This window comes from Streptomyces eurythermus (assembly GCF_014649115.1).
Taxonomy (GTDB): Bacteria; Actinomycetota; Actinomycetes; order Streptomycetales; family Streptomycetaceae; genus Streptomyces; species Streptomyces eurythermus.
In genome coordinates this window covers 38,402-59,397 of record NZ_BMSK01000025.1, presented here as the reverse complement: position 1 = coordinate 59,397, position 20,996 = coordinate 38,402, and the positions used below count along the sequence as shown (strand labels likewise).

At 70.6% G+C, this 20,996-nt stretch carries 15 protein-coding genes and 1 pseudogene; 9 read left to right on the top strand and 7 right to left on the bottom strand.

Features of this window, described 5'->3' with window-relative positions; genetic code table 11:
* Positions 1-672: 672 nt before the first annotated feature.
* Entirely contained in the window at positions 673-1,884 is a 1,212-nt protein-coding gene (locus IE251_RS34995) for a PP2C family protein-serine/threonine phosphatase (RefSeq protein WP_189756974.1), read from the top strand.
* Positions 1,885-2,130: 246 nt separating this feature from the next.
* On the opposite strand, the gene IE251_RS34990 is transcribed toward IE251_RS34995, so the two are convergent.
* Positions 2,131-2,292 (bottom strand): hypothetical protein, encoded by a 162-nt coding sequence (locus tag IE251_RS34990; protein ID WP_189757027.1) that lies wholly within the window; start codon positions 2,290-2,292, stop codon positions 2,131-2,133.
* Positions 2,293-2,708: 416 nt separating this feature from the next.
* On the opposite strand from IE251_RS34990, the gene IE251_RS34985 reads away from it, so the two are divergent.
* Entirely contained in the window at positions 2,709-3,911 is a 1,203-nt protein-coding gene (locus IE251_RS34985) for a helix-turn-helix domain-containing protein (protein WP_189756973.1), read from the top strand.
* Between the two features lie 522 nt (positions 3,912-4,433).
* On the opposite strand, the gene IE251_RS34980 is transcribed toward IE251_RS34985, so the two are convergent.
* Entirely contained in the window at positions 4,434-6,341 is a 1,908-nt protein-coding gene (locus IE251_RS34980; RefSeq protein WP_189756972.1) for a S8 family peptidase, read from the bottom strand.
* A gap of 345 nt (positions 6,342-6,686) precedes the next feature.
* Between IE251_RS34980 and IE251_RS34975 the strand changes: the two genes are divergently transcribed.
* On the top strand, positions 6,687-8,177 hold the full coding sequence (locus tag IE251_RS34975) for a M4 family metallopeptidase (protein WP_200692213.1): 1,491 nt from the start codon (positions 6,687-6,689) through the stop codon (positions 8,175-8,177).
* A 459-nt stretch (positions 8,178-8,636) separates the two neighbouring features.
* Here IE251_RS34975 and IE251_RS42220 read toward each other — a convergent pair whose 3' ends face one another.
* Entirely contained in the window at positions 8,637-8,906 is a 270-nt protein-coding gene (locus IE251_RS42220) for a transposase (protein WP_350967277.1), read from the bottom strand.
* Positions 8,907-9,187: 281 nt separating this feature from the next.
* Between IE251_RS42220 and IE251_RS34965 the strand changes: the two are divergent.
* Positions 9,188-9,508 (top strand): annotated as a pseudogene (locus IE251_RS34965) (hypothetical protein); the annotation flags it as partial.
* A 237-nt stretch (positions 9,509-9,745) separates the two neighbouring features.
* Here IE251_RS34965 and IE251_RS34960 read toward each other — a convergent pair.
* Positions 9,746-10,507, bottom strand: a complete 762-nt coding sequence (locus tag IE251_RS34960) for an ArsR/SmtB family transcription factor (RefSeq protein WP_189756969.1) — start codon at positions 10,505-10,507, stop codon at positions 9,746-9,748.
* A 132-nt stretch (positions 10,508-10,639) separates the two neighbouring features.
* On the opposite strand from IE251_RS34960, the gene IE251_RS34955 reads away from it, so the two are divergent.
* On the top strand, positions 10,640-11,554 hold the full coding sequence (locus IE251_RS34955; RefSeq protein ID WP_189756968.1) for a PhzF family phenazine biosynthesis protein: 915 nt from the start codon (positions 10,640-10,642) through the stop codon (positions 11,552-11,554).
* Between the two features lie 735 nt (positions 11,555-12,289).
* On the opposite strand, the gene IE251_RS34950 is transcribed toward IE251_RS34955, so the two are convergent.
* Positions 12,290-12,925 carry a TetR/AcrR family transcriptional regulator gene (locus IE251_RS34950; protein ID WP_189756967.1) on the bottom strand — a complete coding sequence of 212 codons (636 nt, stop codon included), beginning with the start codon at positions 12,923-12,925 and terminating at the stop codon, positions 12,290-12,292.
* A 134-nt stretch (positions 12,926-13,059) separates the two neighbouring features.
* Here IE251_RS34950 and IE251_RS34945 point away from each other — a divergent pair, with 134 nt between their 5' ends.
* The 4 genes from IE251_RS34945 to IE251_RS34930 are packed head-to-tail and all read left to right on the top strand — an operon-like array spanning position 13,060 to position 18,778.
* Positions 13,060-14,205: a VOC family protein gene (locus IE251_RS34945; protein WP_189756966.1), complete on the top strand. Its 1,146-nt coding sequence runs from the start codon at positions 13,060-13,062 to the stop codon at positions 14,203-14,205.
* 28 nt (positions 14,206-14,233) lie between these two features.
* The gene (locus IE251_RS34940; protein WP_189756965.1) at positions 14,234-15,223 is read left to right on the top strand and encodes a fumarylacetoacetate hydrolase family protein; all 990 of its coding nucleotides are present in this window, start codon (positions 14,234-14,236) and stop codon (positions 15,221-15,223) included.
* A 7-nt stretch (positions 15,224-15,230) separates the two neighbouring features.
* Positions 15,231-16,814, top strand: a complete 1,584-nt coding sequence (mhpA, locus tag IE251_RS34935) for a bifunctional 3-(3-hydroxy-phenyl)propionate/3-hydroxycinnamic acid hydroxylase MhpA (RefSeq protein ID WP_189756964.1) — start codon at positions 15,231-15,233, stop codon at positions 16,812-16,814.
* Complete coding sequence (locus IE251_RS34930) at positions 16,811-18,778, top strand: acetoacetate--CoA ligase (RefSeq protein WP_189756963.1); 1,968 nt, start codon at positions 16,811-16,813, stop codon at positions 18,776-18,778. The genes mhpA and IE251_RS34930 overlap by 4 nt, the downstream gene beginning before the upstream one ends.
* 52 nt (positions 18,779-18,830) lie before the next feature.
* Here IE251_RS34930 and IE251_RS34925 read toward each other — a convergent pair whose 3' ends face one another.
* Both IE251_RS34925 and IE251_RS34920 read right to left on the bottom strand, forming a co-directional pair.
* Positions 18,831-20,393 carry an MFS transporter gene (locus tag IE251_RS34925; protein WP_189756962.1) on the bottom strand — a complete coding sequence of 521 codons (1,563 nt, stop codon included), beginning with the start codon at positions 20,391-20,393 and terminating at the stop codon, positions 18,831-18,833.
* Entirely contained in the window at positions 20,390-20,962 is a 573-nt protein-coding gene (locus tag IE251_RS34920) for a gamma carbonic anhydrase family protein (RefSeq protein ID WP_189756961.1), read from the bottom strand. Before IE251_RS34920 ends, IE251_RS34925 begins: the two co-directional genes overlap by 4 nt.
* Positions 20,963-20,996: the final 34 nt, after the last annotated feature.

Here is a 20,996-nt window from a genome sequence, read left to right as displayed (position 1 = left end):
CCTCGGAACCCGGCTCACTCACGAGCGAACCGGGCCACAGGCTGCCACCACTTCGGTCACCAGCGGTGACAGCCCTTCATGCCGCCTCGGATTTGTCGTGGCAGGGGCCGTCTGGCCTGCTTGACGAGGTCGAGCTGCGGGAGTGGCCAGTACCTGCTGGGAACCGCGTCCGTCGTTGAAGTCGATGGACACGGTGAGCTGAGGGTCGGGTGCCCTGGGTGATCTCGACGTGCACCCGACGGCGCGACGGTTCGAGGGCGTTCCGCGCCTGCCAGTACCCCTCGATCCCGTCACCGGGGCCTCGCACGGTGATCATGTTGGCCCCGGGTGGCGGGGACGCCGTTCCCCCTCGTCCAAGCCTCGACCTCCTAGGGGACCGGCAGGCCGTGCGCGGTCAGGGCGGCACGCAACTGGGCCTCGCCGGGGCGACCCGTCGCACACGAGCGGCAGCATCCCGCACTCAGCGGGCCAGGACGCGAGTCAGCCCGCCGCGGGAACCCCGAGTACCGAGCAAAGGCCAGGGCTGCCAGCGCGTCCGTCCTGCCAGGCAGCGCCTTGAGGCCACCACACCTCCCTGCCCCATCGGAGGATCGATACTCCGTCTGCGGCGGGGGCGCCTGGCGTGGGGACCGTTCGGTGTCAGAATGAATGAAGGGAGTGCAGGTGAGCCTCATGACCGACGCAGACGGCCCTATGACCGCCCTGGGGCTGAACGAGCAACTGCTGGAAGCACTGCTCGCCGATGTCCACGCGATCATCCCCTACCGGCTGCCCGGCCTGCTGGACCGCTGTGCCCGGGCGATGGGACTGGGGGGCGCCGCCATCTACCTGGTCGACCTGCAGCAACGCGTCCTGGTCCCCCTTGAGGACCAAGACGCCCGGCTGCCGGTGGACGGCAGCATGGCCGGATGGGCCTACCGCACCACGTCGGTGCGCATCGAGGACGCCCAGGACGAGCTGGTGGTGTGGGTCCCCCTGGTCGACAGCGCCGAACGACTGGGCGTGCTGGGCGTACGAGCCGCCACGATGGACGCCGTGCGGCTGCGCCGATGCCGGATGCTGGCTCACACACTCGCGATGGTGGTCACCTCCAAGCGCACCTACAGCGACTGGTTCGTGGCCCGTACCCGCACCCAGACCATGCGCACGCACACCGAGATGCTGCGGGCCTTCCTGCCACCACGCAGCGTCGGCACCACTTCGGTGATCTCGACCGGGGTGCTGGAACCGGCCTACGAACTCGGGGGTGACGCCTTCGACCACTCACTCACCCGCAACATCCTGCACACGGCCATCTTCGACTCCATGGGCCACAACCTCGCTTCCGGGCTGACCACCGCGGTGGCCCTGGCCTGCTGCCGCAACGCCCGTCGTTCCAACACCGACCTGCCCTACTTGATCAACGACGTTGACCAGGAGCTCGCCCAGTGGCTGCCCGACCAGTTCTGCACCGGTGTGGTCTGCCGGCTGAACGTCGAAACGGGCGTGCTCCGCTGGTGCAACTGCGGGCACCCGGCACCCCTGCTGATCCGCAACCAGCGCGTTCTCGACAAGGCACTGGAACGCCCCGTGCAGCCGCCGATGGGGCTGCCGTCCCTGCTCGGCCCAGGCACCGAACGCGAAGTGCACGAGACGACACTGGAACCCGGCGACCGGGTCCTGCTCTACACAGACGGCGTCACGGAGGCCCGGCGGGGCGGTGACGAGTTCGGCCTCGCCCGATTCACAGACTTCATCATCCGCTCCGCCGCGGCTGGACAGCAGCCCGCCGAGATCCTCCGGCTGCTCATCCACGACATCCTCGACCACCACGCCAACAAGCTGAACGACGACGCCACCATTCTCCTGGTCGAATGGCGCCCTCACGGCCGGACGCCGACCTGACGATGACGCCTGCAGCGCGGCTGGAGTCAGCCCGTCAAACATCGTCCAGGGGAACCCTGTTACGACATGACCGGGCCTGGGGACGCGAGGCCCGTAGCGCGGCGAACGCCGCATGGGGTGGTAAGGCCTGTCAGGGCTGACAGGCCCAACGCGGCATACGCAGGCTTGGCTGTGATCGGGAAGCTGCGAGGATGCGCAGTCCTGCCAGTACGCCGCGATCAGCAGCGGCTCAGCTTGCCGCTGGCGTCATCGGTTGGCGCCCTCGGGCCACAGCACCCGCACCGGGACGCCGGTCCGCTCGGCGTACGCCACCACGTCCGCCGTGCTTCCGTACCCCCGCGCCGGCTTCCCGTCCCACAGGGCGATCAGCCGCGGGCGTACCGTCCTTCCCCGAAGTAGCCCACCCATGTTGCGGACTGGATGAGCAGCCCGTCAGCAGCAGGCAGGACAGCAGCACCGGCGGCACCGCGCGACCCCGCCGAACTGGCCTGGATCGCCGAGAAGGCCGACGGGCCCGACTGGTTTCTGGCCGCGGCGGCCGCCGTCCCGGTACCCGAAGACGGAAGACATAGAGGCACCCCCGGGCGCTGACCTGCCCAGTTGACACCGTGCGCCACGATCGGCGTCCCAGTGGGGGGTGGGGAACACGCGGGTGGGGAATTGGGTCGTGCTGAATCCGCCAATGGCGGGAATTGAATGATCGTCGACAATGGGTGCTCAGTGAAGGATGCACTCTTGAAAGATGCTTGCCCACTGCGGGAACATCTATGACAAGTAATGTTCAGCCGTAGTCGATCCCGGTTGCTCAGGCAGGTGAGGCTGGCATGCTGATCAGCGGGACTACCCTGCGCGCCGCGCGGGTGGAGGCAGGGATTTCGATGCGGGGAATGGCCCGGCGTATTGGAATTTCCTACAGCCATCTGTCCAATGTGGAGCGTGGTGATCGCGCGGTCACTCCGGCGGTGGTGGAAGCGTACCGGCGGGCACTGGCGGACAAGGGCCAGGTCGTGGATACCGGATGCGAGGGCGTGCAACGCTGCGCGGTGTCGGAACTGCTGCGCGGGGCCGGTCTGCTGGGTGCGGTTCCCGCGCTGACGGCCGTCGAGGCGGTCCGTGTCGGTCTGCACAATGCGGTCAGCGGTCGCTCCCGCGCCGAGTGGTGGCGGCAGGCGATAGCCGACTATGGAGCCAGCCACTATCTGACGCCGCCCACCGAGGTGTTGCGTGATCTGCTCACCGACGCTGCCCTGCTCGAAAAGCACCTTGCCGAGATTCCTGCTGCCGATCGGCGGGGCCTGTTGCTTTCCGCGGGACATCTGGCCGGGGTCACCGCGTTGACCTGGTCGAATCTGGGCGAGCGCCAGCTGGCCCGGCGCTGGTGGCAGACCGCGATTGATGCCGCAGACCAGTCCGAGGACCCGGCAGTGCAGGTGTGGGTGCGTGCGTGGGCGGTGATGAACGGGCCGAGCATCGGCCGCCGTTCCTCCGAGATCCTCGCCTTGGCTCAGGAGCGGCTTGGCGAGCGGCTTGCGCCGGACAGCGGGTCGTGCGCGTTGTTGGGCGGGCTCGCTCAGACCCAGGCCGACCTCGGCGACCCGGCGGCCGTGACGACCTTGCGGCGACTGGCGGAGCTGACCGAGCGAGTTCCCGGTGAGGTTGCGGCCGATCGCGGGTCGTTGTTCGGCTGGCCGGAGGTGCGGCTTCGGTATACCGAGTCCTACGTACACACCGCCCGTCGCGACACCGCCGCCGCCTATGCCGCTCAGGACCGCGCCCTGGAACTCTACGGCACCGATCTGTCCCGTGATCGGGTCAAGATGTTGCTGCACCGTGCCCGTTGCCTGATCGTCGACGGCGACATCACCGGCGGCGCCACCTACGCCACCGACGTGCTCGACAACCTGGATGCCACCGTGCGGTTCGAGAGTGTCGACGCGTCCGCCCGCGCAGTGCTCGCTGCCGTCCCTCCCCAGGGCCGCAAGCTGGCCGCCGTCCGCGCCCTGCGTGGCCTGTTGACTGCCAAGTGACCACAGAGGACCTCGCACGCGGCGGGCAGGCCGACTCGCACTGGCAGCATGAGCGGTTGCCGACCGGCTACCGCGAGAGGCCGACGCCGACCGTGCGCGTGATCCGTCTTCCAGCGCGCCCCGCGATGTTGATCGCCTTCAGGGACTCACTCCTCCTTGGCGGGTGCGGGTGAGGCAGGCGCGGAGCGGCCCGCCAGGGAGCCGACCCCACGACGACGTAGTCGGTGCTGTCCTGCGCGTTGCCCGGCTTCGGCCGCGAGGACATTGCCGGTCGCGACGCGTGGCCCTCGAAGACGTACTGCGCCAATCCGGAACCGGGCGGAGCCGGCGGTGGTGAGCTCGCTGCCGTACGTGCCGATATGGTGGCCGCGCTGACGGAGAGGACCGTTGAGAAGGTGACGCCCGTCCGTCGTGTGAGTGCCTTTCTGAGAGGAGGGCGCGGGTCTTGGCACCGTTGTGCGTTGGGCGTGGGCGGTGACGGCAGCCCACGCCCGACGTCAGTTGCTGATCGAGGGATGACCGTCAGGCGCCGCTGGTGCCCAGGTTGAGCGTCCACGAGTCGATGAACCCGGCCATACCCTGTTTGACCATGTCACGCGCGATCAGCTTCCAAGTGCCGTTCACCGTCTCACCCGACAGGTTGAGCGTGTAGACCCGGTCGATGTCGACGACGTTGAGGCCCCCACGGTTGTGCAGCGTGTACACCGTTCCCTTGGGTGAGACCAGGGTGATGACCAGGTCGCTGATCTCCCCGTGCTTGATGTGCACGTCGACCGTGCTCGCCCCGAGTGTTCCCGTGCAGCCGGAGACGGCCACCGGGCTCTGCACGGCCGGCTGGCTGCTTCCTTCGGCGATCGGTACATCGGTTCCGTTCGTCGCCGAGCAACCCGGACGGGGGGTGACGGTGAAGGTGAACGTGGCGTTCTGGGCGTGGGGGGTGCCGATGCCGATGACGGTGACCTTGTACGTGCCCGGTGCCGTCGCCGACGTGGTCGCGATGGTCAGCGTGGAGTTCGCCCCGGAGGTGACCGTGGGCGGGCTGAAGCTCGCTGTCGCGCCGGTCGGAAGACCGGCGACCGACAGTGCGACGGGCTCGGCGGCGCCGGCGGTCGTGGTGGTGCTCACGGTCGTCGACAGCGTGCCGCCGATGCCGACCGTGCCGGATCCCGGCGTCACCTTCATGGCGAAGTCTTGCGAAGGCCGCTGAACGTTGCTGACGTTGAGCAGACTGTTCGGGGAGCCGGGGCCGGGGTCGGTGATCTTGTTGTAGGTCGCGGTGTTGACGGCGAGTTTGTCGCGCACCTGCTGAGGGGTGAAGCCGGGATTGGCGACCAGGGCAAGGGCGGCGGCTCCCGTCACGTGCGGTGTGGCCATCGATGTGCCGCTGATGGTGCTGGTGGCGCTGTTCGAACCGATCCACGCCGACGTGATGTCGCTCCCGGGCGCGAAGACGTCCACGCAGGGGCCGTAGCTGGAGTACGAGGCGCGCGCGTCGGTGTTCGTGGTCGCACCCACGGTGATCGCGGCGGGCGTGCTGGCGGGGGAGAACTCGCAGGCGTTGCCTTGGTTGTTGGTAGCCGCGACGGCGAAGACCACGCCGTCGTCGATCGCGCCGGTGATCGCGTCGTTCAGTGCCTGGGAGAACGGGCCGCCGAGGCTCACGTTCGCGACGGCCGGCGCGCCGGCGGCATGGTCGGCGGTGACCCAGTCGACGCCGGCGATGACGTCCCCGTACGCGCCCGCTCCCATGCAATTCGTGACGCGAACGCCTACGAGGGTGACGTCTTTGGCCACCCCGTAGGAGGAACCGCCCACGGTCCCCGCGACGTGGGTGCCGTGCCCGTGGCAGTCGGTGGCGGGGCTGCCCTGGGCCAGGATGTTGATTCCCGAGATCGCACGCCCGCCGAAGTCCTGGTGGGTGAAGTTGATGCCGGTGTCGACGATGTACGCCTTCACGCCCGCGCCGTTGTTCCCGTACGTGTAGGAGTTGTCCAGCGGCAGGGCCCGCTGGTCGATCCGGTCCAGACCCCACGACGGGGTCGGCGACTGCGTTCCCTCGATCGATATCGTCCGGTCCTGTTCCACATAGGCCACGGCCGGATCCGCCGCGAGCCGTTGGGCGGCGTTCTCCGACATGCCGGCGGAGAAGCCGTGCAACGCGCTGTCATAGGTCCGTTTGACACTCCCGCCGTACCGGGTGGCGAGGCCTCTGGCCGTCGAGGCGACGGCATTCACGCCGACCGTGTCCTTGAGGACCACGATGTACGAACCGGCAATCGCGGTCGCGTCACCGGCATGCTGGATCCGGCCGCTCGGCTCGGCCTGCACGGCCTCGGCGGCCTGGCCGAACGTGGTCACGGAAGCAAGCACGGCGGTGAACGCGGTGACCGCGGTGACCGCCAACCTGGGTAGTAAGCGCTTGGGTGCCATGTCACTCCTCGAGTGTGCGTGCCACACCGCAGTGGTCCGACGCGTGCGTTGCGGTGTGGCGGCGGCCGGATATTCCGGCGGATGTGGTCGGGTCCACGAAGAGTCGGACCGACCATGCGCGAGGTCAAGGGCCCCGATCCCGCTCCCCGGCCCTCCGCGTGAACCCTCCCGCAGCTCAGCAGGGTGAATACGGCTGAATACGGCGCGCCATCGAGAACGGTCCACATGGGCTCGGGGGATCGATAGCCTCTCCGCCAATCGATCACCCGTGCGATCGCTGGCGACGTCACGGCGGCAAAACCTCAGCCGTGTGGGCGCCGTGAGGCCACGAAGGAGAGGACGACAATGAGATTGGGCATAGGAGCGAAAACCGTCGGCGCGTTATTCGTCGCCTGCGGTTTCGCCATGACCCTCACCGTTCCGGTCGCGGCGAAGCCCGCCCCGCCGAACACGCCGGCGGCTGTCCTCGCCGACAAACCGGCTTTCCTGCACGCGAGCGCGTACGACCGCTTCAGGCAGCGCTCGGCAACCGACTTCGAAGGCAGGACATACACGGTCTACGACCGGACCTACAAGGGCCTGCCGGTCGTCGGCGGCCAGTTCGTGCTCGTCACCGACCGCGACAGCAAGGTGATCGACGAATCGGTCGCGCAGACCAGGAGCATCGGCGAACTCCCGGTCACGCCGAAACTCCGCGCGGCGGACGCCGAAAAGGCCGCCAAACGTCAGCTGACCTCGGTGAGCAAGGTCGAGGACACGAAGCTGGCCGTCAGCGCTCTCGGTGACAAGGCCCGGCTCGTGTGGGAGACCACGGTCACCGGGACCGGCACCAAAGGCCCCAGCAGCCTCACCGTCCAGGTCGACGCCCTGACCGGCGCGGTCCTCGACAAGCAGGAGCACATCCACTTCGGCACCGGCAACTCCGGCTGGAACGGCAAGGTCTCCCTCGACACGAAGCTGTCGGGCGGCGTCTACAGCATGGACTCGCCGAACACCAAGAACATGCCCTGCCAGCAGTCGTACGCCGACACCACGTGGTCGGGCCCCGACGACGTGTTCGGCAATGGTGACCCCGCCGACCTGGAAACCGGGTGCGTGGACGCGCTGTACGGAGCCCAGGGCGAAATGCGGATGTTGAAGGAGTGGCTCGGTCGCGACGGCATCGACGGCAGCGGCGGCGCCGTACCGATCCGCGTCGGCCTCAACATGGTCAACGCCTTCTACGAGGACGGGAAACAGGTCCAGATCGGGCACAACAAACTGAACGGCCAGTGGATCGGTGACATCGACGTCGTCGCCCACGAGCTCGGCCACGGGGTCGACTACAAGACCGGAGGCGGCCTGTCCGCCTGGGGAACCGCGGAGTTCATCGGCGACGCGTTCGGCGCTGCCACCGAGACGTACCTGCGGGGCAAGACGGATTGGCTCGTCGGCGACAAAGTCAACCTCAAAGGCGACGGCGCTCCCATCCGCAGCATGTACGACCCGCCACTGAAGTGTTACGACGGCGGGTACTACGAGGAGCACTACGCCGCAGGTGTCGGCAACCACTGGTTGTACCTGCTGTCCGAGGGATCCAACCCGAGCAACGGCGGCCCGGTCAGCCCGACCTGCAACGGCACCACCACCACCTCGGGGATCGGCATCAAGAACGCCCTCAAGATCATCTACGGGGCGATGCTGTCGAACGCCTGGAAGTCCAACTACATGACCTACCGCGCCGGAACCGTCAAGTCGGCCAAGGCCCTCGACCCGACGGGGAACCTGTGCCGCGCGACCAAGGCCGCATGGGACGCGGTCTCCGTCCCGGTCCAGCCAAAGGAGGACACCTGCTGAGCACCCCTGGGGCGGCCCCGGGAGGGGGCCGCCCCACGGTGCGCGAAGCACCCATGGCGGACGCCCGGAAGGAGTCGGACGATGACAAGCTCGAGAGCACGACGAGCCGGCCTCCTGGCCGTACGCGCGGCGATCGTCGCCGCCGCTTCGACCGCCCCGGCCCTGGTGGCACCCGCCGCGGGCGTGATCCTCGGCGCCGATGACGCCACCGTGATCGGCGGATCCTGCATCGTCGTACTGCGCGACTCGGCCGTCATCGCCGACACCGTGCCGGCCAAGGCCCATTGCCTTGCCCACCGCTACGGCGGAACCATCGGTCACACGTACACCGACGCGCTGGACGGCTTCGAGAACAACCTGCCCGAACAAGCCGCACGCCGACTCGCCGTCGATCCCGCCGTCGACTACGTGCAGGCGAATCAGGCGATGTCCCTCACGAGCACCGAGTCGCCCGTGCCGTCATGGGGCCTGGACCGGATCGACCAGCGGGCCCTGCCGTTGGACGACTCCTACACGCACGCACGCGGACTGGCTGGACAGGGAAAAGGCCCGTTGCAGGGGTCGGCTGTACCGGGTAGGCCGCTGGCGGTTCCCCGTGTTCGAACCGGAGTCTCTGGAGACGGGAGCCATTCCTGATGCGACAGCGAGCCGTCCAGCAGTCGGGAACCCGGAAATGTCACCGATCGCTGCGAGAAGCTCAGCCGCGAGGAGCTCGCCGAAGCCGGGCATGGAAAGGACAATGGGCGCCTGGGGGTGCTGGGAGGTAATTTCTCCGATCTCGCTTTCCAGCTCTTTCAGGCGGACGTTCACCTGCGTGACCTTCTGGGCGAGTCCGGCTACCAGCTCGGCCGCCAGGCCCTCCCCGCAAATAGCGGAGTCCTGCGCCTTAGAGGTCGTTCGCTTTCCGAATGCTGTGTGCGGATTCCGCTGGTCAGGCATGAGATTGCGACTGTGGCGGGAGTCTCGACTCGTTGCTGATCGAGTCGGCGTGGGGGTGGCGGATGCCCCCGATGCGGGCGGTCCTGGAAACACGGCGAAAGGCTGCTGCCGTGCGGGTGGAGGAGCTCGAAGCCGAACTGGAGCGGTTGCGGTCGGACTTGGTGGATGCCGAGGAGGAACAGCCGGCCGAGACGGTCGTTGGTCCGAGGAAGCCGGTGGGCCCGCGCCGTGCGGTGCCGCATCGCCAGAACGCGGCTGGGGTCGAAGACCTGTCGGTGGACTACCAGGCGGTGATGGCGGCCGAGGCCGGGGGCGACGGGCTGGGTGCCCGGCGGGTGGCCGTGGTACTCGGCTGGGACAGTGCCTCGGCCTCACGCGTCGAGGGCGCGAGAGTAGCACCACTTATGTGGCTGGCCAAGTAATTGTTCGGAGGTGACCCCCGCGAGTGACCCGCCTGCCGTCACGCGACGGTGAGCCCGAGCGGTCGGAGCACCACCACTGCTCGGGAGGCCGGCGTGGATCTGCCGGAATGCGATCGCCGTGGGCCGCGCGCGGGCGGTGACCGGGCTCTTGGGTGACGACGTTCGGGCCGACCTGGCAGTCGGCGGACCCGGTCCTGGGTCGTTCCGCTATCGCGGGAGAGTCAGTCCGAGCGTGCGCCGCAGGCCCGCGGCCCCCTCGTCGGTCACCCGCACCACGCGCGGCGCCTTTCCCCAGCGCACCCACTCCAGCTCGAACAGCCGGGACGTCAGCGCCGCGCCCAGTCCGCCGGCGAGGTGGTGGCGGTGCTCGCTCCAGTCGACGCAGTAGCGCACCGCTGGGCGGCGCGGTGGCAACCGGTCGGCATCGACGCCGAGTTCGCGCAACCGCGCCCGGCCGCTGTCGGTGAGCTCGTAGCGGATGTCGTGTCCGTGGGCCGCGGGACGGTCGCGCATGGCCTCCTCGGGGCGGTGCACGCCGTCGTGGCCGGTCAGCACGCCTTGGTCGAGCAGCGCGGCCATCAAGCCGGTGCCGAGCTGTCCGGCCAGGTGGTCGTAGCAGGTGCGGGCGCGGTGCAGGGCGCTTGCGCGGTTGCTCTGCCTGAGCGAGGTGACGGGCAGTGGCGGGGCGATCAGGGCCAGGGCTTCAAGGGCGGCGGAGACGTCCGGGCCGGCCAGCCGGTAGTAGCGGTGCCGGCCCTGCCGGCTGACCGTGACGAGTTCGCCCTCGACGAGCTTGGCCAGGTGCGCGCTCGCGGTGGCGGCGCCGACACCGGCCTCGTCGGCGAGCATGCCGGCGGGCAGGGCGCGGCCATCACCCAGGCACTTGAGCATCCGGGCCCGCGAAGGGTCGGCGATCAGCGCCGCGGCGCGGGCGATGTCGGTCTGCTGCTTGAGCGGCTCGTCCATCATGCGCGCAGCGTACGACGTCGACACTTCGACGTGTGACGAAGTGATCGGCTCCGATCATGTCTGCAGGAGGGGAACACGGCCTGCCGCCCGGGCAGGTCCGCAAGGAGACCTCACCGGAGAGGACGACCGGCCATGGCGAACCCTGCGAGGACCAACGCGAGTGAACCGGCTCCGCGTCCGACTGCCGAAGTGCTGCACTACACGGCCTTCGCCACGGACCCGGCGGGCGGCAACAGGGCCGGGGTCGTCCTGGACGCCTCCCTTCTGGGCGAAGCCGAAATGGTGGCGATCGCCGCCGAACTCGGCTACTCCGAGTCCGCCTTCGTCACCGCCGGGCCCGACCCGGACGACGAACGCTCGTTCACACTGCGGTTCTTCAGCCCCAGGGCGGAGGTGGGCTTCTGCGGCCACGCCACCGTCGCCACCGCGGTGGCGCTCGCCGAGCGCCTCGGTGAGGGCGACTACGGCTTCCACACCACCGCGGGCCACGTGCCCGTCACCGTCCGTGAGGAGGGCGGCGTGCTCACAGTCACCCTCACCAGTGTCGAGCCCCACGTGCTCGCCGCCGATCCGGCAGATGTGGCCGAGGCCCTGGCGGCGCTCGGCTGGCAGCCCGGCGAACTCGACGACGCCCTGCCTCCGAGGATCGCCTTCGCCGGCGTGCGCCACCTCGTCCTCGCGGCCTCGACCCGTGAGCGGCTGGCCGACCTGGACTACGACTTCGACCGACTGTCGCGGCTGATGCGGCGGCTCGACCTGACGACCGTGCAGTTGGTGTGGCGCGAGACGGCGAGCGTCTTCCATGTCCGCGATCCCTTCCCGGTCGGCGGTGTGGTGGAGGACGCCGCGACGGGCGCCGCGGCCGCGGCGTTCGGCGCCTACGCCCGCGACCTGGGACTCGTACCGGCCGACACGCGGCTCACCTTGCACCAGGGCCACGACATGGGCCGCCCGTCACTGCTGGAGGTCGGCCTGCGGGCCGGCGATCCGCGGGTGCGCGTCACCGGGGCCGCGATCGCCGTCCGGCCGGTGGCGGCGCGGCCGTAGCGGGTCCCGGATCTTCTCGCGGAGTCTCTTGGGCCCCCTGCCGCGGGAGGGGACCCTGGGCTTGCCGGGGCAGGACCGTGAAACCGCTGTCTCCGGAGCGGCGGCACCATCGCGGGAGACGGTGCTCTGCCGGGGCTCGTTCGTGAGGCACGGGAACCCCGCCGCCCCAGCGCTCGCCGTCCGGCCTTCGTACCGGGCGGGGACGTTCATGTCCCTGTTCTCGGAGGCCGCCGAGGGCAGCAGGTACGCCCTCTTGCCGCCGTGCGAGACATCCGGGCCGAAGCCGGCCGGTGGGCGGAGGCGGGTCGTCGAACTCGTCGTGCACGGTCGACGGCGTCGGACGGATGGGAGACGGCCCATATCGGGCGAGCGTCTCGTCTGTTGGACGGAATGACGCGCATTGCGAGTGCGCTCGGTCGCGGACCGGGTGCAGTTCCGGACGGGAGTTCCACCACGTGCGGTAGAAGGTGTTGTCGGGGACGCTGTCGAGGTACGCCTGTGCCGCGGCCCGGTACAGCAGGCGGGCGCGCCGTTCGTCACGCCGATGCGCGGCTTCGACCCGGCCGCGGCACGGTACTGGTTCGTCCCCATGACGGCGGCGAGGACCCTGCGTACGCGATCCGCCGCTCGGCCGCTTCGCCGTCGCGGACACCGGTATCTCCGACGCACGCACCGTCCACCAGGCTCTCGCCGCCTGGAGAACTGCGAGAACCGTGCGAACAGCGGCAGGGGCGGTCAGGCAGGGGCGGGAAGGGGGCGCCGGGCGACCTCGCGGGCTTCGTCCGGCGGGACGCCCAGCATGCGCAGGACCATCTCGGCCAGGTCCACCGCGGCCTGGTCGCCGTCCAGGTCGGGGCGGGCGAATCTCAGCTCGACGAGGGACAGCAGGGTGCCGCCCAGTGCGGACAGGGCGACCGCGGGGTCCATGGTGGTGAAGCGGCCGGAGGTCATGCCGACCTCCAGGTCTCGCACCGCCCGCCGGGACAGGCCGTTGTCCGCGTGGATGTGCCCCAGGCCGCGACGGCGCAGGACCTGCATCAGCTCCGGGTGGGAGCCGGCCATGCGGGCGCTGAGCCGGAAACCCGCCGCGACGAGTTCCGCCGGGTCGTCGATTCCCGTCAGGCGTTCGTCGGCGCTCCGGCCGAACTCCTCCAGTGCGTCCACCACGGCCGCGTCGAACAACTCGGCCTTCGACCCGAAGTGGTTGTAGAAGGAGCCGAAGCCGACGTCGGCGCGCTCCGCGATCGCCTGGATGCTGACGCTGGTGTCCCCGGTCTCGGCGAGGATCTGCCGGGCGGCGAGCACCAGTGCGCGTCGGGTCTCGGCGCGGCGCCGCTCGAAGCGGTTGCTGGGCGGGGCTGACGTAGGCATGCGGAGAGTCTAACCGCGGGAGCGATGACGGTAGCAGTTCTGATGAACTCATCATTTATTCTCGCGACCCCCTTGACGATGAGACTCTCAAACTTGATGATTTCCTCAGATGGTGATGCTGCTCGGAGGGCACCATGTCTGAAACCCGCGTCCACGGGGCCGACGCCAAGACGGCCCACCAGGACCTGCACAGTGAGCAGGGAGGTCTGCGCGGCGAGCACCCCGGCCGTTCACGCAACCCCGTGATCAAGGTGGCGGACCTGGCCTGGCTGGAGTTCGAGAAGCCGGACCTCGACCGGGCGGAGGTCTTCGCCCGGGACTTCGGCTTCGGTGTGGCCGCCCGCACGGAGCGGGAGCTGTGGCTGCGCGGCACCTTCGCCGGTCCGCCGTGCGTGGTCATCCGGCGCGGGCGTACCTCACGCTTCATCGGTCCGGTGTTCCGCGCGGCGGACCGGGCCGACCTGGACCGCCTGGCGCGCGCCACCGGCTCGGACGTGCGGGAGGCCGACGTCCCGGGCGGCGGCAAGGCGGTCGATCTGCTCGACCCCTCGGGGTTCCCGGTGCGCGTGGCGCACACCGGCGAGCCACTGCCGGCGCTGCCCGAGCAGCGGCCTTCGCTGCTCAATTCCGGCACCGCTCACCGGCGCACGAACCGCACGCAACGCCCGCCGCGAGAGCCGTCCCGGATCCAGAGGCTCGGGCATGTGGTGCTGGAGACGAGGGTGTTCGGCCGGGCCCTGGACTGGTACCTGGACACGCTCGGGATGATCGTCTCCGACTTCCTGTTCCTGGACGGGCAGCGCGACCGAGGCCCGACCATGGCGTTCATCCGCTGCGACCTCGGCAGTGTGCCGGCCGACCACCACACCCTCGCGATGCACCTGGGCCCCGGGACCGGCTACGTCCACTCCGCCTATCAGGTCACCGACCTCGACTCGATCGCCGCCGGGGGAGAGTACCTCAAGGAGCGGGGCTACCAGCGGAGTTGGGGTATCGGCCGGCACATCCAGGGCAGCCAGCTGTTCGACTACTGGCGCGACCCCGACCGCTTCATGCTGGAGCACTTCGCCGACGGCGACCTGTTCACCTGTGACGTCGAGCCCGGGTGGGCGCCGATGTCCACGAGTGGGCTGGCCCAGTGGGGACCGCCCGCCACGCGTGACTTCCTCGGCGCGAGTCCCTCCCCGCAGCGCATCCGTGACGTCATCGGTGCCCTGCGTGGCGACAACGAGATGGATCCAGCGCGCCTGCTCGGTCTGCTCAAGGCCGCCAAGTCCTGAACCCCCGCCCCCTCACGAAGGCACTGACATGAGCACCAACGTCCTGCGCACCGCCGACGGCTGGTGGGTCGCCCTCCCCCCGGCTCCCGGCTCCGCCCGAGCAGGGAGGACCCCCCTCGACCGGGCCGTCCCTGTCGACACCGAGGCCGTCACCACCGCCGAGCTGATCGCCGACCGTGACGCCGTACGAGAGGCGGCCCTCTCCGGTGACGTGGGCGTACCTCTCGCCGACCTCACTGCCCTCTCGCCGGTCACCACTCCCTGCCGTGTGGTCGCGCAGATGGTCAACTACCGCAGTCATGCCCGCGATTCGGGCTTCACGGGCGACATCCCGCCCGCCTTCTTCCGCAAGGCGTCCGGCTCGGTCAGCGGCCCCGGCGAGGACGTCGTCCGCCCCGCGCACGTGAGGTTCCTCGACTACGAGATCGAACTCGGGCTCGTCATGGGCGCCTCACTGCCCGTCGGGACGGTCGTCGAGGAGCGGGACCTGCCGTCGTACGTCGCCGGCCTGGTGATCACCAACGACGTCAGCGCGCGTGACGTCCAGCTGACCAAGACGCAGTTCTACGAGAGCAAGTCCTACCCCACCTTCACGCCGACCGGCCCGTACCTCACCCTGCTCGAACCGGACGACTTCGACCACCTCCCGGACCTGCGGCTGCGGTTGTCCGTCAACGGCGAGCCGCGTCAGGACCGCACCCTCGCCGACATGATCGTCCGCCCGGCGCGGGCGCTGACCCTGCTGGCCCGCTTCCAGACCCTCGACCCCGGCGACCTGCTGCTGACCGGCACGCCCGGTGGCACGGCGCTGAAGGCCCCGCCGAAGCCGGTGGAGAAGATCGGCGCACTGCTGCCGCCCGCCGTGAAGTGGAAGGCCTTCTTCAAGTCCCAGGCGAAGAACCCGCGCTATCTGCGCGCGGGCGACGTGATCACGGCGACGATCGCGACCCCGGACGGCCGTATCGACCTCGGCGAGCAGCGAACCTCCGTCACGGACACGCCCCGGACCCCGAAGTGAGCCGCACATGACCGTCCGACGCAACGGGGCCGACGTACCCGTGGTGATCATCGGCGCCGGGCCGGTGGGCGTGACCGCCGCCCTTCTCCTGGCCCGGCGCGGAGTCGGCACCGTCGTCCTGGAACGCCACCAGGACGTCTACCCGCTCCCGCGCGCCGTCGCCACCGACGACGAGGTCCGCAGGATCCTCCAGGCCGCGGGCGTGGCGCAGGAGTTCGACGCCATGGCCCGCCCGTCGAACGGGCTGCGGCTGCTGGACGCCCGGCATCGGGTGATGGCCGAATTCCGCCGCACCGGGCACGGCCACCACGGCTACCCGCAGACCAGCATGTTCGACCAGCCCGAACTGGAACGGCTGCTGCGCGCCGCCCTCGCCCGGCGCCCGGAGTGCGAACTGCTGAGCGGTACGGAGGTCACCGGCGTCGGCCCGGACACCGCCGGCCCCGTGCGAGTGACCTACCGCGACGACGACGGCGAACACGAGCTGTGGGCCGAGGCGGTCCTCGGCTGTGACGGTGCCAACAGCGTCACCCGCGACGCCGTCGGCGCCGTCTGGGAGAACCTGCGCTTCGAGGAACGCTGGACCGTCATCGACGTCCGCACGCATGCCGGCGTCCGCTGCTGGGAGGGCGTCGACCAGGTCTGCGACCCGCACCGCCCGGCGACCTTCATGCGCGTCGGCGAGGACCGCTACCGCTGGGAGTTCCGCCTGCGGGACGGTGACGAGTCGGTGCGCGACCTGGTCGCACCCTGGCTGCCGCCCTCGTACGGCGGGGATTTCGAGATCCTCCGCAAGACGCGGTACACCTTCCGGGCGCGCCTGGCCGACCGGTGGCGCAGCGGGCGCGTGTTCCTGCTCGGTGACGCCGCCCACCTCACCCCTCCGTTCATCGGACAGGGCCTGTGCGCGGGCCTGCGCGACGCGTACAACCTCACCTGGAAGCTCGCCCGTGTCCTTCGGCAGGGCGGTGACGAGCGGCTGCTGGACACGTACGAGAACGAGCGCAAGCCGCACGCCCGGTATGTCATCCGGCTCGCGGTCGCCATGGGCTGGGCCATGACCGGCGGGCAGGACGGCGCCGCCGCCCTGCGCCGAGGGCTCCTGGCCGCTGCCTGCCGCATCCCCGGCCTGGCCGCGCTGGCCGGCCGCGACCTCAGCCCGCCCCTGACCGCCGGGCCCCTCGTCCGGCGCCGCCCGCGCGGGGCACTGGTGGGCACCCACTGCCCGCAGCCGTGGGTCACCGCGGAGGGACGGCGCACACGCCTCGACGAGGTGCTGGGCGACTCCTTCAGCGTGCTCACCGCCGCCGACCCCTGGCCCTCACTCAGTGCCCTGGCCCATGGGCTCGGTGTCCGGGCGGTCCCCGTGACCGGCCTCGGCGACGACGGAACCCTCGCCGCCTGGCTGCGTGCCGGCCGGGCGGACGCCGTCCTGCTGCGCCCCGACCGCGTCGTCATGGACGTCGTCCCGGCCGGTGGCGCGGGCTTCACCGGCACCACCGCATGGGCGTCCCTTCTGCACACCACGCACAGCCCCCCGCCACCCCGCCGGACCGACGAGAACAGCCTGCTGAGGAGCGCCCCACGATGACCGTGCCCGCACCTTTCACGACACCTGATCCGCAGGCCGTCGCCGACAGCCGCATCATGGACTTCGCCCGCCGCGTCGGGAGGGAGGGAGCCGACTACGCCACCCTGCACCACTGGTCGGTCACCGATCCGGAGGGCTTCTGGGGCGCGGTGTGGGAGTACTTCGGCATCGACGCGGACACCCCCTACGAGCAGGTGCTGGTGGACGAACGGATGCCCGGCGCCCGCTGGTTCCCCGGCGCCACCCTCAACTACGCCCACCACGCCCTGCGCACCCTCACCGACGACAGCGCGGCGATCATCGCCCTCGACGAGACCGGCTCCTGCCACGAGGTGACCGGAGGCCGGCTGCGTGCCCAGGTCGCCTCCGTCGCCGCCACCCTGCGCGACCTGGGCGTGGGCAAGGGGGACCGCGTGGTGGGCTACCTGCCCAACACCCCGCACGCGATCGTCGCGTTCCTCGCCACCGCGAGCCTGGGCGCCGTGTGGTCGGTCTGCGGGCAGGACTACGCCCCCAAGGCCGCCGCCGACCGCTTCGCCCAGCTCCGGCCCACCGTCCTGATCGGCGCCGACGGCTACCTCTTCAACGGCACCACCCACGACCGCCGCGACGCCACCCGTGACCTCGCCGACGCGCTGCCGACGTTGAAAGCCACGCTCCTGGTGGACCACGTGGGCCTGCCGCGGTCCTCGCGGGTGTATCCGTCGCCGGTCGTCCCCTGGGAGGACGCCGCCACCCGCACCGAGGAACTCACCTGTACACCGGTGCCGTTCGACCACCCCCTGTGGGTCGTGTTCTCCTCCGGCACCACCGGCCTGCCCAAGGGCATCGTCCACGGCCACGGCGGCGTCCTGCTGGAGCATCTGAAGACCCTCGGCCTGCACTCCGACCTGGGCCCGGGCGACCGCCTGCTGTGGTACACCACCACCCACTGGATGATGTGGAACCTGGTCGCCTCCACGCTGCTGACCGGCGCCACGACATGCACCTACGACGGCAGCCCGGCGCCCTTCACCAAGCCCGACGTCCTGTGGGAGCTGGCCGCGCGCCACCGGGTGACCGTCTTCGGCACCAGCCCCCAGTACCTGCTGGGCATGGCCAAGTCCGGCATCGACCCCTCCGTCCACGACCTGACGTCGATCCGCGTGGTCGGCTGCACCGGCTCCGCCCTGCCCGCCTCCGCCTACCCCTGGGTCCGTGACCACGTCGGCGACGGCGTGCTGCTGGCGTCGATCAGCGGCGGCACGGACGTCGTGTCCGGCTTCGCGGGCAGCGCGCCCAACACGCCCGTGTGGGCCGGCGAGTTGTCCGCACCCCACCTGGGCGTGGCGCTGGCCGCGTACGACACCGAGGGCCGCCCGGTCGTGGACCAGGTCGGCGAGCTGGTCATCACCCGCCCGATGCCGTCCATGCCGCTGTACTTCTGGAACGACCCGGACGGCAGCCGCTACCGCGACGCCTACTTCCGTTCCTACCCAGGCGTGTGGCGCCACGGCGACTGGATCACCCTCACCTCCCACGGCTCGGTGATCGTCCACGGCCGCTCCGACTCCACGCTGAACCGCAATGGCGTACGGCTGGGCAGCGCCGACATCCACGACGCGGTCGAACGCCTCCCCGAGATCACCGAGGCCCTCGTCATCGGTGCGGAGGAGCCCGACGGCGGTTACTGGATGCCCCTGTTCGTCGTCCTCGCCGCCGGGGTGACCCTGGACGACACCCTCCGCGAGAAGATCGAGGAAGCGATCCGGCACCGCGCCTCACCCCGCCATGTCCCCGACGAGATCCTGGAAGTGCCGGGCATCCCGCACACTCGCACCGGCAAGAAACTCGAAGTGCCCGTCAAACGCCTCCTCCAGGGTGCCCCGGTCGAGCAGGTCGTCGACCTCGCGGCCGTGGACGCCCCCGGCCTGGTCGACCACTATGCCCGGCTGGGCGCCGAACGCCGGAGGCGGCCGGCGTGACGGCCGCCGTCTTCCCTCGAGCGGTGCGCCCCGCCCCTCCTGCGTGACGCTGTCACCCGCGGCTCGTCACCGGAGACACCGGTGGTCGTTCCGGCTTCATGGGCGCGCGCCTCAGCAGGACGAGGACTGCCACGAGTGTGCAGGCCAGTACCACGGCTCCGCACCGCAGGGCCAGGCGCAGGCCGTCGATGAAGGAGTCCTCCGCCCATGAGGCCACCCGCAGGGCGCCCGCACCGGTGTAGCTTCCTGCGAACCCGTGGGCCGGACCGTCGTTGACGACGGTCCGCACCAGGTGGTCGGCCGCGTCCGGGGGAAGGCCGGCGTCCGTGGCGCGGTCGTGGAGGGCGACGCGCATCCGTACGGTGAGGATGGAGCCGAGCGCGGCCACGCCGAGGACACCGCCCACCTCCCGCAGGGTGTCGACGAGCGCCGAGGCCGTGCCGGCCCGGTCGGCGGGAGCGTGTTCGATCAGTGTGATGACGGTCGGGACGAACAGCAGCCCGGTGCCGATGCCCAGGGCGGGCAGCAGCCACGCGTAGCTCGCGTAGGCGGCGTCCCGGCCGTAGAAGCTGAGTCCCGACAGGACGAGGGTGTTGAGTGCCAGGCCCAGGACGAGCGGGGCGCGGATGCCGCGGCGGACGGTGAGCAGTGCGGCGAAGGGCGCGGTCAGCGCGATGAACGCCGAGGCCGACAGGAACACCGCGCCGGCGCCGGCCGGCGACCAGCCCAGGATGTCCTGGAGGTAGAGACTCAGGAAGAAGGTGGCGCCGAACAGTCCCATGCTGGAGGAGAAGCAGGCCACCGCGGTCGCCCGGGCCGCCGGAGCGCGGAAGTGGGCGGGGCTCAGCAGGGGCAGGGACACCCGTGCCTCCACCACCGCGAAAGCGGACAGTGCCCCGACCGCCACCGTGAGCGCGGCCACCACTGCCGGTGCGCCCCAGCCGTCGACGGGTCCCTGGACCAGACCGTACACGAGGCTGCCGAGGCCGGTGATGGCCAGGACCTGGCCGGCCGGGTCCCACCGCACGGGCGCGGCGGGCGGGCGCGGCAGCACTCGCAGGGCGACCAGCAGCGCCGCCGCACCGACGGGCAGGTTGATCCAGAAGACGCTGCGCCAGCCCAGGACTTCGGTCAGGGGGCCGCCGACCGCGGGGCCGAGTGCCACGCCGAGACCGCCGGCCGCGCCGCGCACGCCCAAGGCGCGGGCCCGTACGGCGGCGTCGGGGTAGGTGTGGCGCAGCAGGGCGGCGCCGGCCGGCAGGAGCACGGCGGCGCCCAGGCCCTGGAGGGCCCGTCCGGCCACCAGCGTGGCCAGGGTGGTCGCCGCGGAGCCGATGGCGGAGCCCGCCATGAAGCCGATGAGTCCGGCGAGGAAGGCCCACCGCTGCCCCATCAGGTCACCGACGGTGCCCGCGGACAGCAGGGTCGAGGCGAGCACGAGGGTGTAGGAGGCCATGGCCCACTGGAGTCCGCTGATGCCCAGGCTCAGTTCCGCACCCATGGTGGGCAGCGCGTTGGTGACGGCCAGGTTGTCGAGCATGGCCATGAACACGCCGGTGCACACCACCGTCAGGATGAGCCGGGGATGTCGCACCGGGGCGGTGCCGGGCCTCACGGTGCTCCTCCGGCCGAGCGGTTCGGATCCTCGAGGGGTTGGTGGAGTGTGGTCAGACTGAGGTTCGCCTGGGCGTGCGCGGCGACGAGGTCGAGGTCGGCGCGGGTGGCGTTGCGCACCAGCGTGGCCGAGGGCCCGGCCACCACCGAACGGGCGGGAACGTGCCGGTTCTCCGCAACGACGGTGCCGGCCGCCAGGATCGAGCCGGAACCGATACGGCTGCCGTTGAGCACGACGGCGCCCATACCGATGAGCACGTCGTCGTCCACGTGGCAGCCGTGCAGGGTGGCGTTGTGGCCGACGGTGACGCGCGCGCCGAGCCACACGGGGTAGCCGATGTCGGCGTGGAGCACGGCGCCGTCCTGGACGTTGGACTCCTCGCCGATGTCGATGCTGTCCCAGTCGGCACGCAGGACCGAGTTGTACCAGGCACTCGCCCGGGGGCCCACGCGAACGGCCCCCAGCAGGACGGCAGTCGGGGCGAGGAAGGCGGTCGGGTCGATCCGGGGAGCACGTCCGCTCAGCTCCCGGACGAGCGCTTCCCTGCGTGCGGTCGAGCGCTCTTCCATGTGGCTCCCGGGAAATCTCGGCTCGGTTCTCTTT

Coding starts and splice junctions, on each gene's coding strand:
- IE251_RS34995 (WP_189756974.1), top strand. CDS start 673: ATGACCGACGCAGACGGCCCTATGACCGCCCTGGGGCTGAACGAGCAA.
- IE251_RS34990 (WP_189757027.1), bottom strand. CDS start 2,292: ATGGGTGGGCTACTTCGGGGAAGGACGGTACGCCCGCGGCTGATCGCC.
- IE251_RS34985 (WP_189756973.1), top strand. CDS start 2,709: ATGCTGATCAGCGGGACTACCCTGCGCGCCGCGCGGGTGGAGGCAGGG.
- IE251_RS34980 (WP_189756972.1), bottom strand. CDS start 6,341: ATGGCACCCAAGCGCTTACTACCCAGGTTGGCGGTCACCGCGGTCACC.
- IE251_RS34975 (WP_200692213.1), top strand. CDS start 6,687: ATGAGATTGGGCATAGGAGCGAAAACCGTCGGCGCGTTATTCGTCGCC.
- IE251_RS42220 (WP_350967277.1), bottom strand. CDS start 8,906: ATGCCCGGCTTCGGCGAGCTCCTCGCGGCTGAGCTTCTCGCAGCGATC.
- IE251_RS34960 (WP_189756969.1), bottom strand. CDS start 10,507: ATGATGGACGAGCCGCTCAAGCAGCAGACCGACATCGCCCGCGCCGCG.
- IE251_RS34955 (WP_189756968.1), top strand. CDS start 10,640: ATGGCGAACCCTGCGAGGACCAACGCGAGTGAACCGGCTCCGCGTCCG.
- IE251_RS34950 (WP_189756967.1), bottom strand. CDS start 12,925: ATGCCTACGTCAGCCCCGCCCAGCAACCGCTTCGAGCGGCGCCGCGCC.
- IE251_RS34945 (WP_189756966.1), top strand. CDS start 13,060: ATGTCTGAAACCCGCGTCCACGGGGCCGACGCCAAGACGGCCCACCAG.
- IE251_RS34940 (WP_189756965.1), top strand. CDS start 14,234: ATGAGCACCAACGTCCTGCGCACCGCCGACGGCTGGTGGGTCGCCCTC.
- mhpA (WP_189756964.1), top strand. CDS start 15,231: ATGACCGTCCGACGCAACGGGGCCGACGTACCCGTGGTGATCATCGGC.
- IE251_RS34930 (WP_189756963.1), top strand. CDS start 16,811: ATGACCGTGCCCGCACCTTTCACGACACCTGATCCGCAGGCCGTCGCC.
- IE251_RS34920 (WP_189756961.1), bottom strand. CDS start 20,962: ATGGAAGAGCGCTCGACCGCACGCAGGGAAGCGCTCGTCCGGGAGCTG.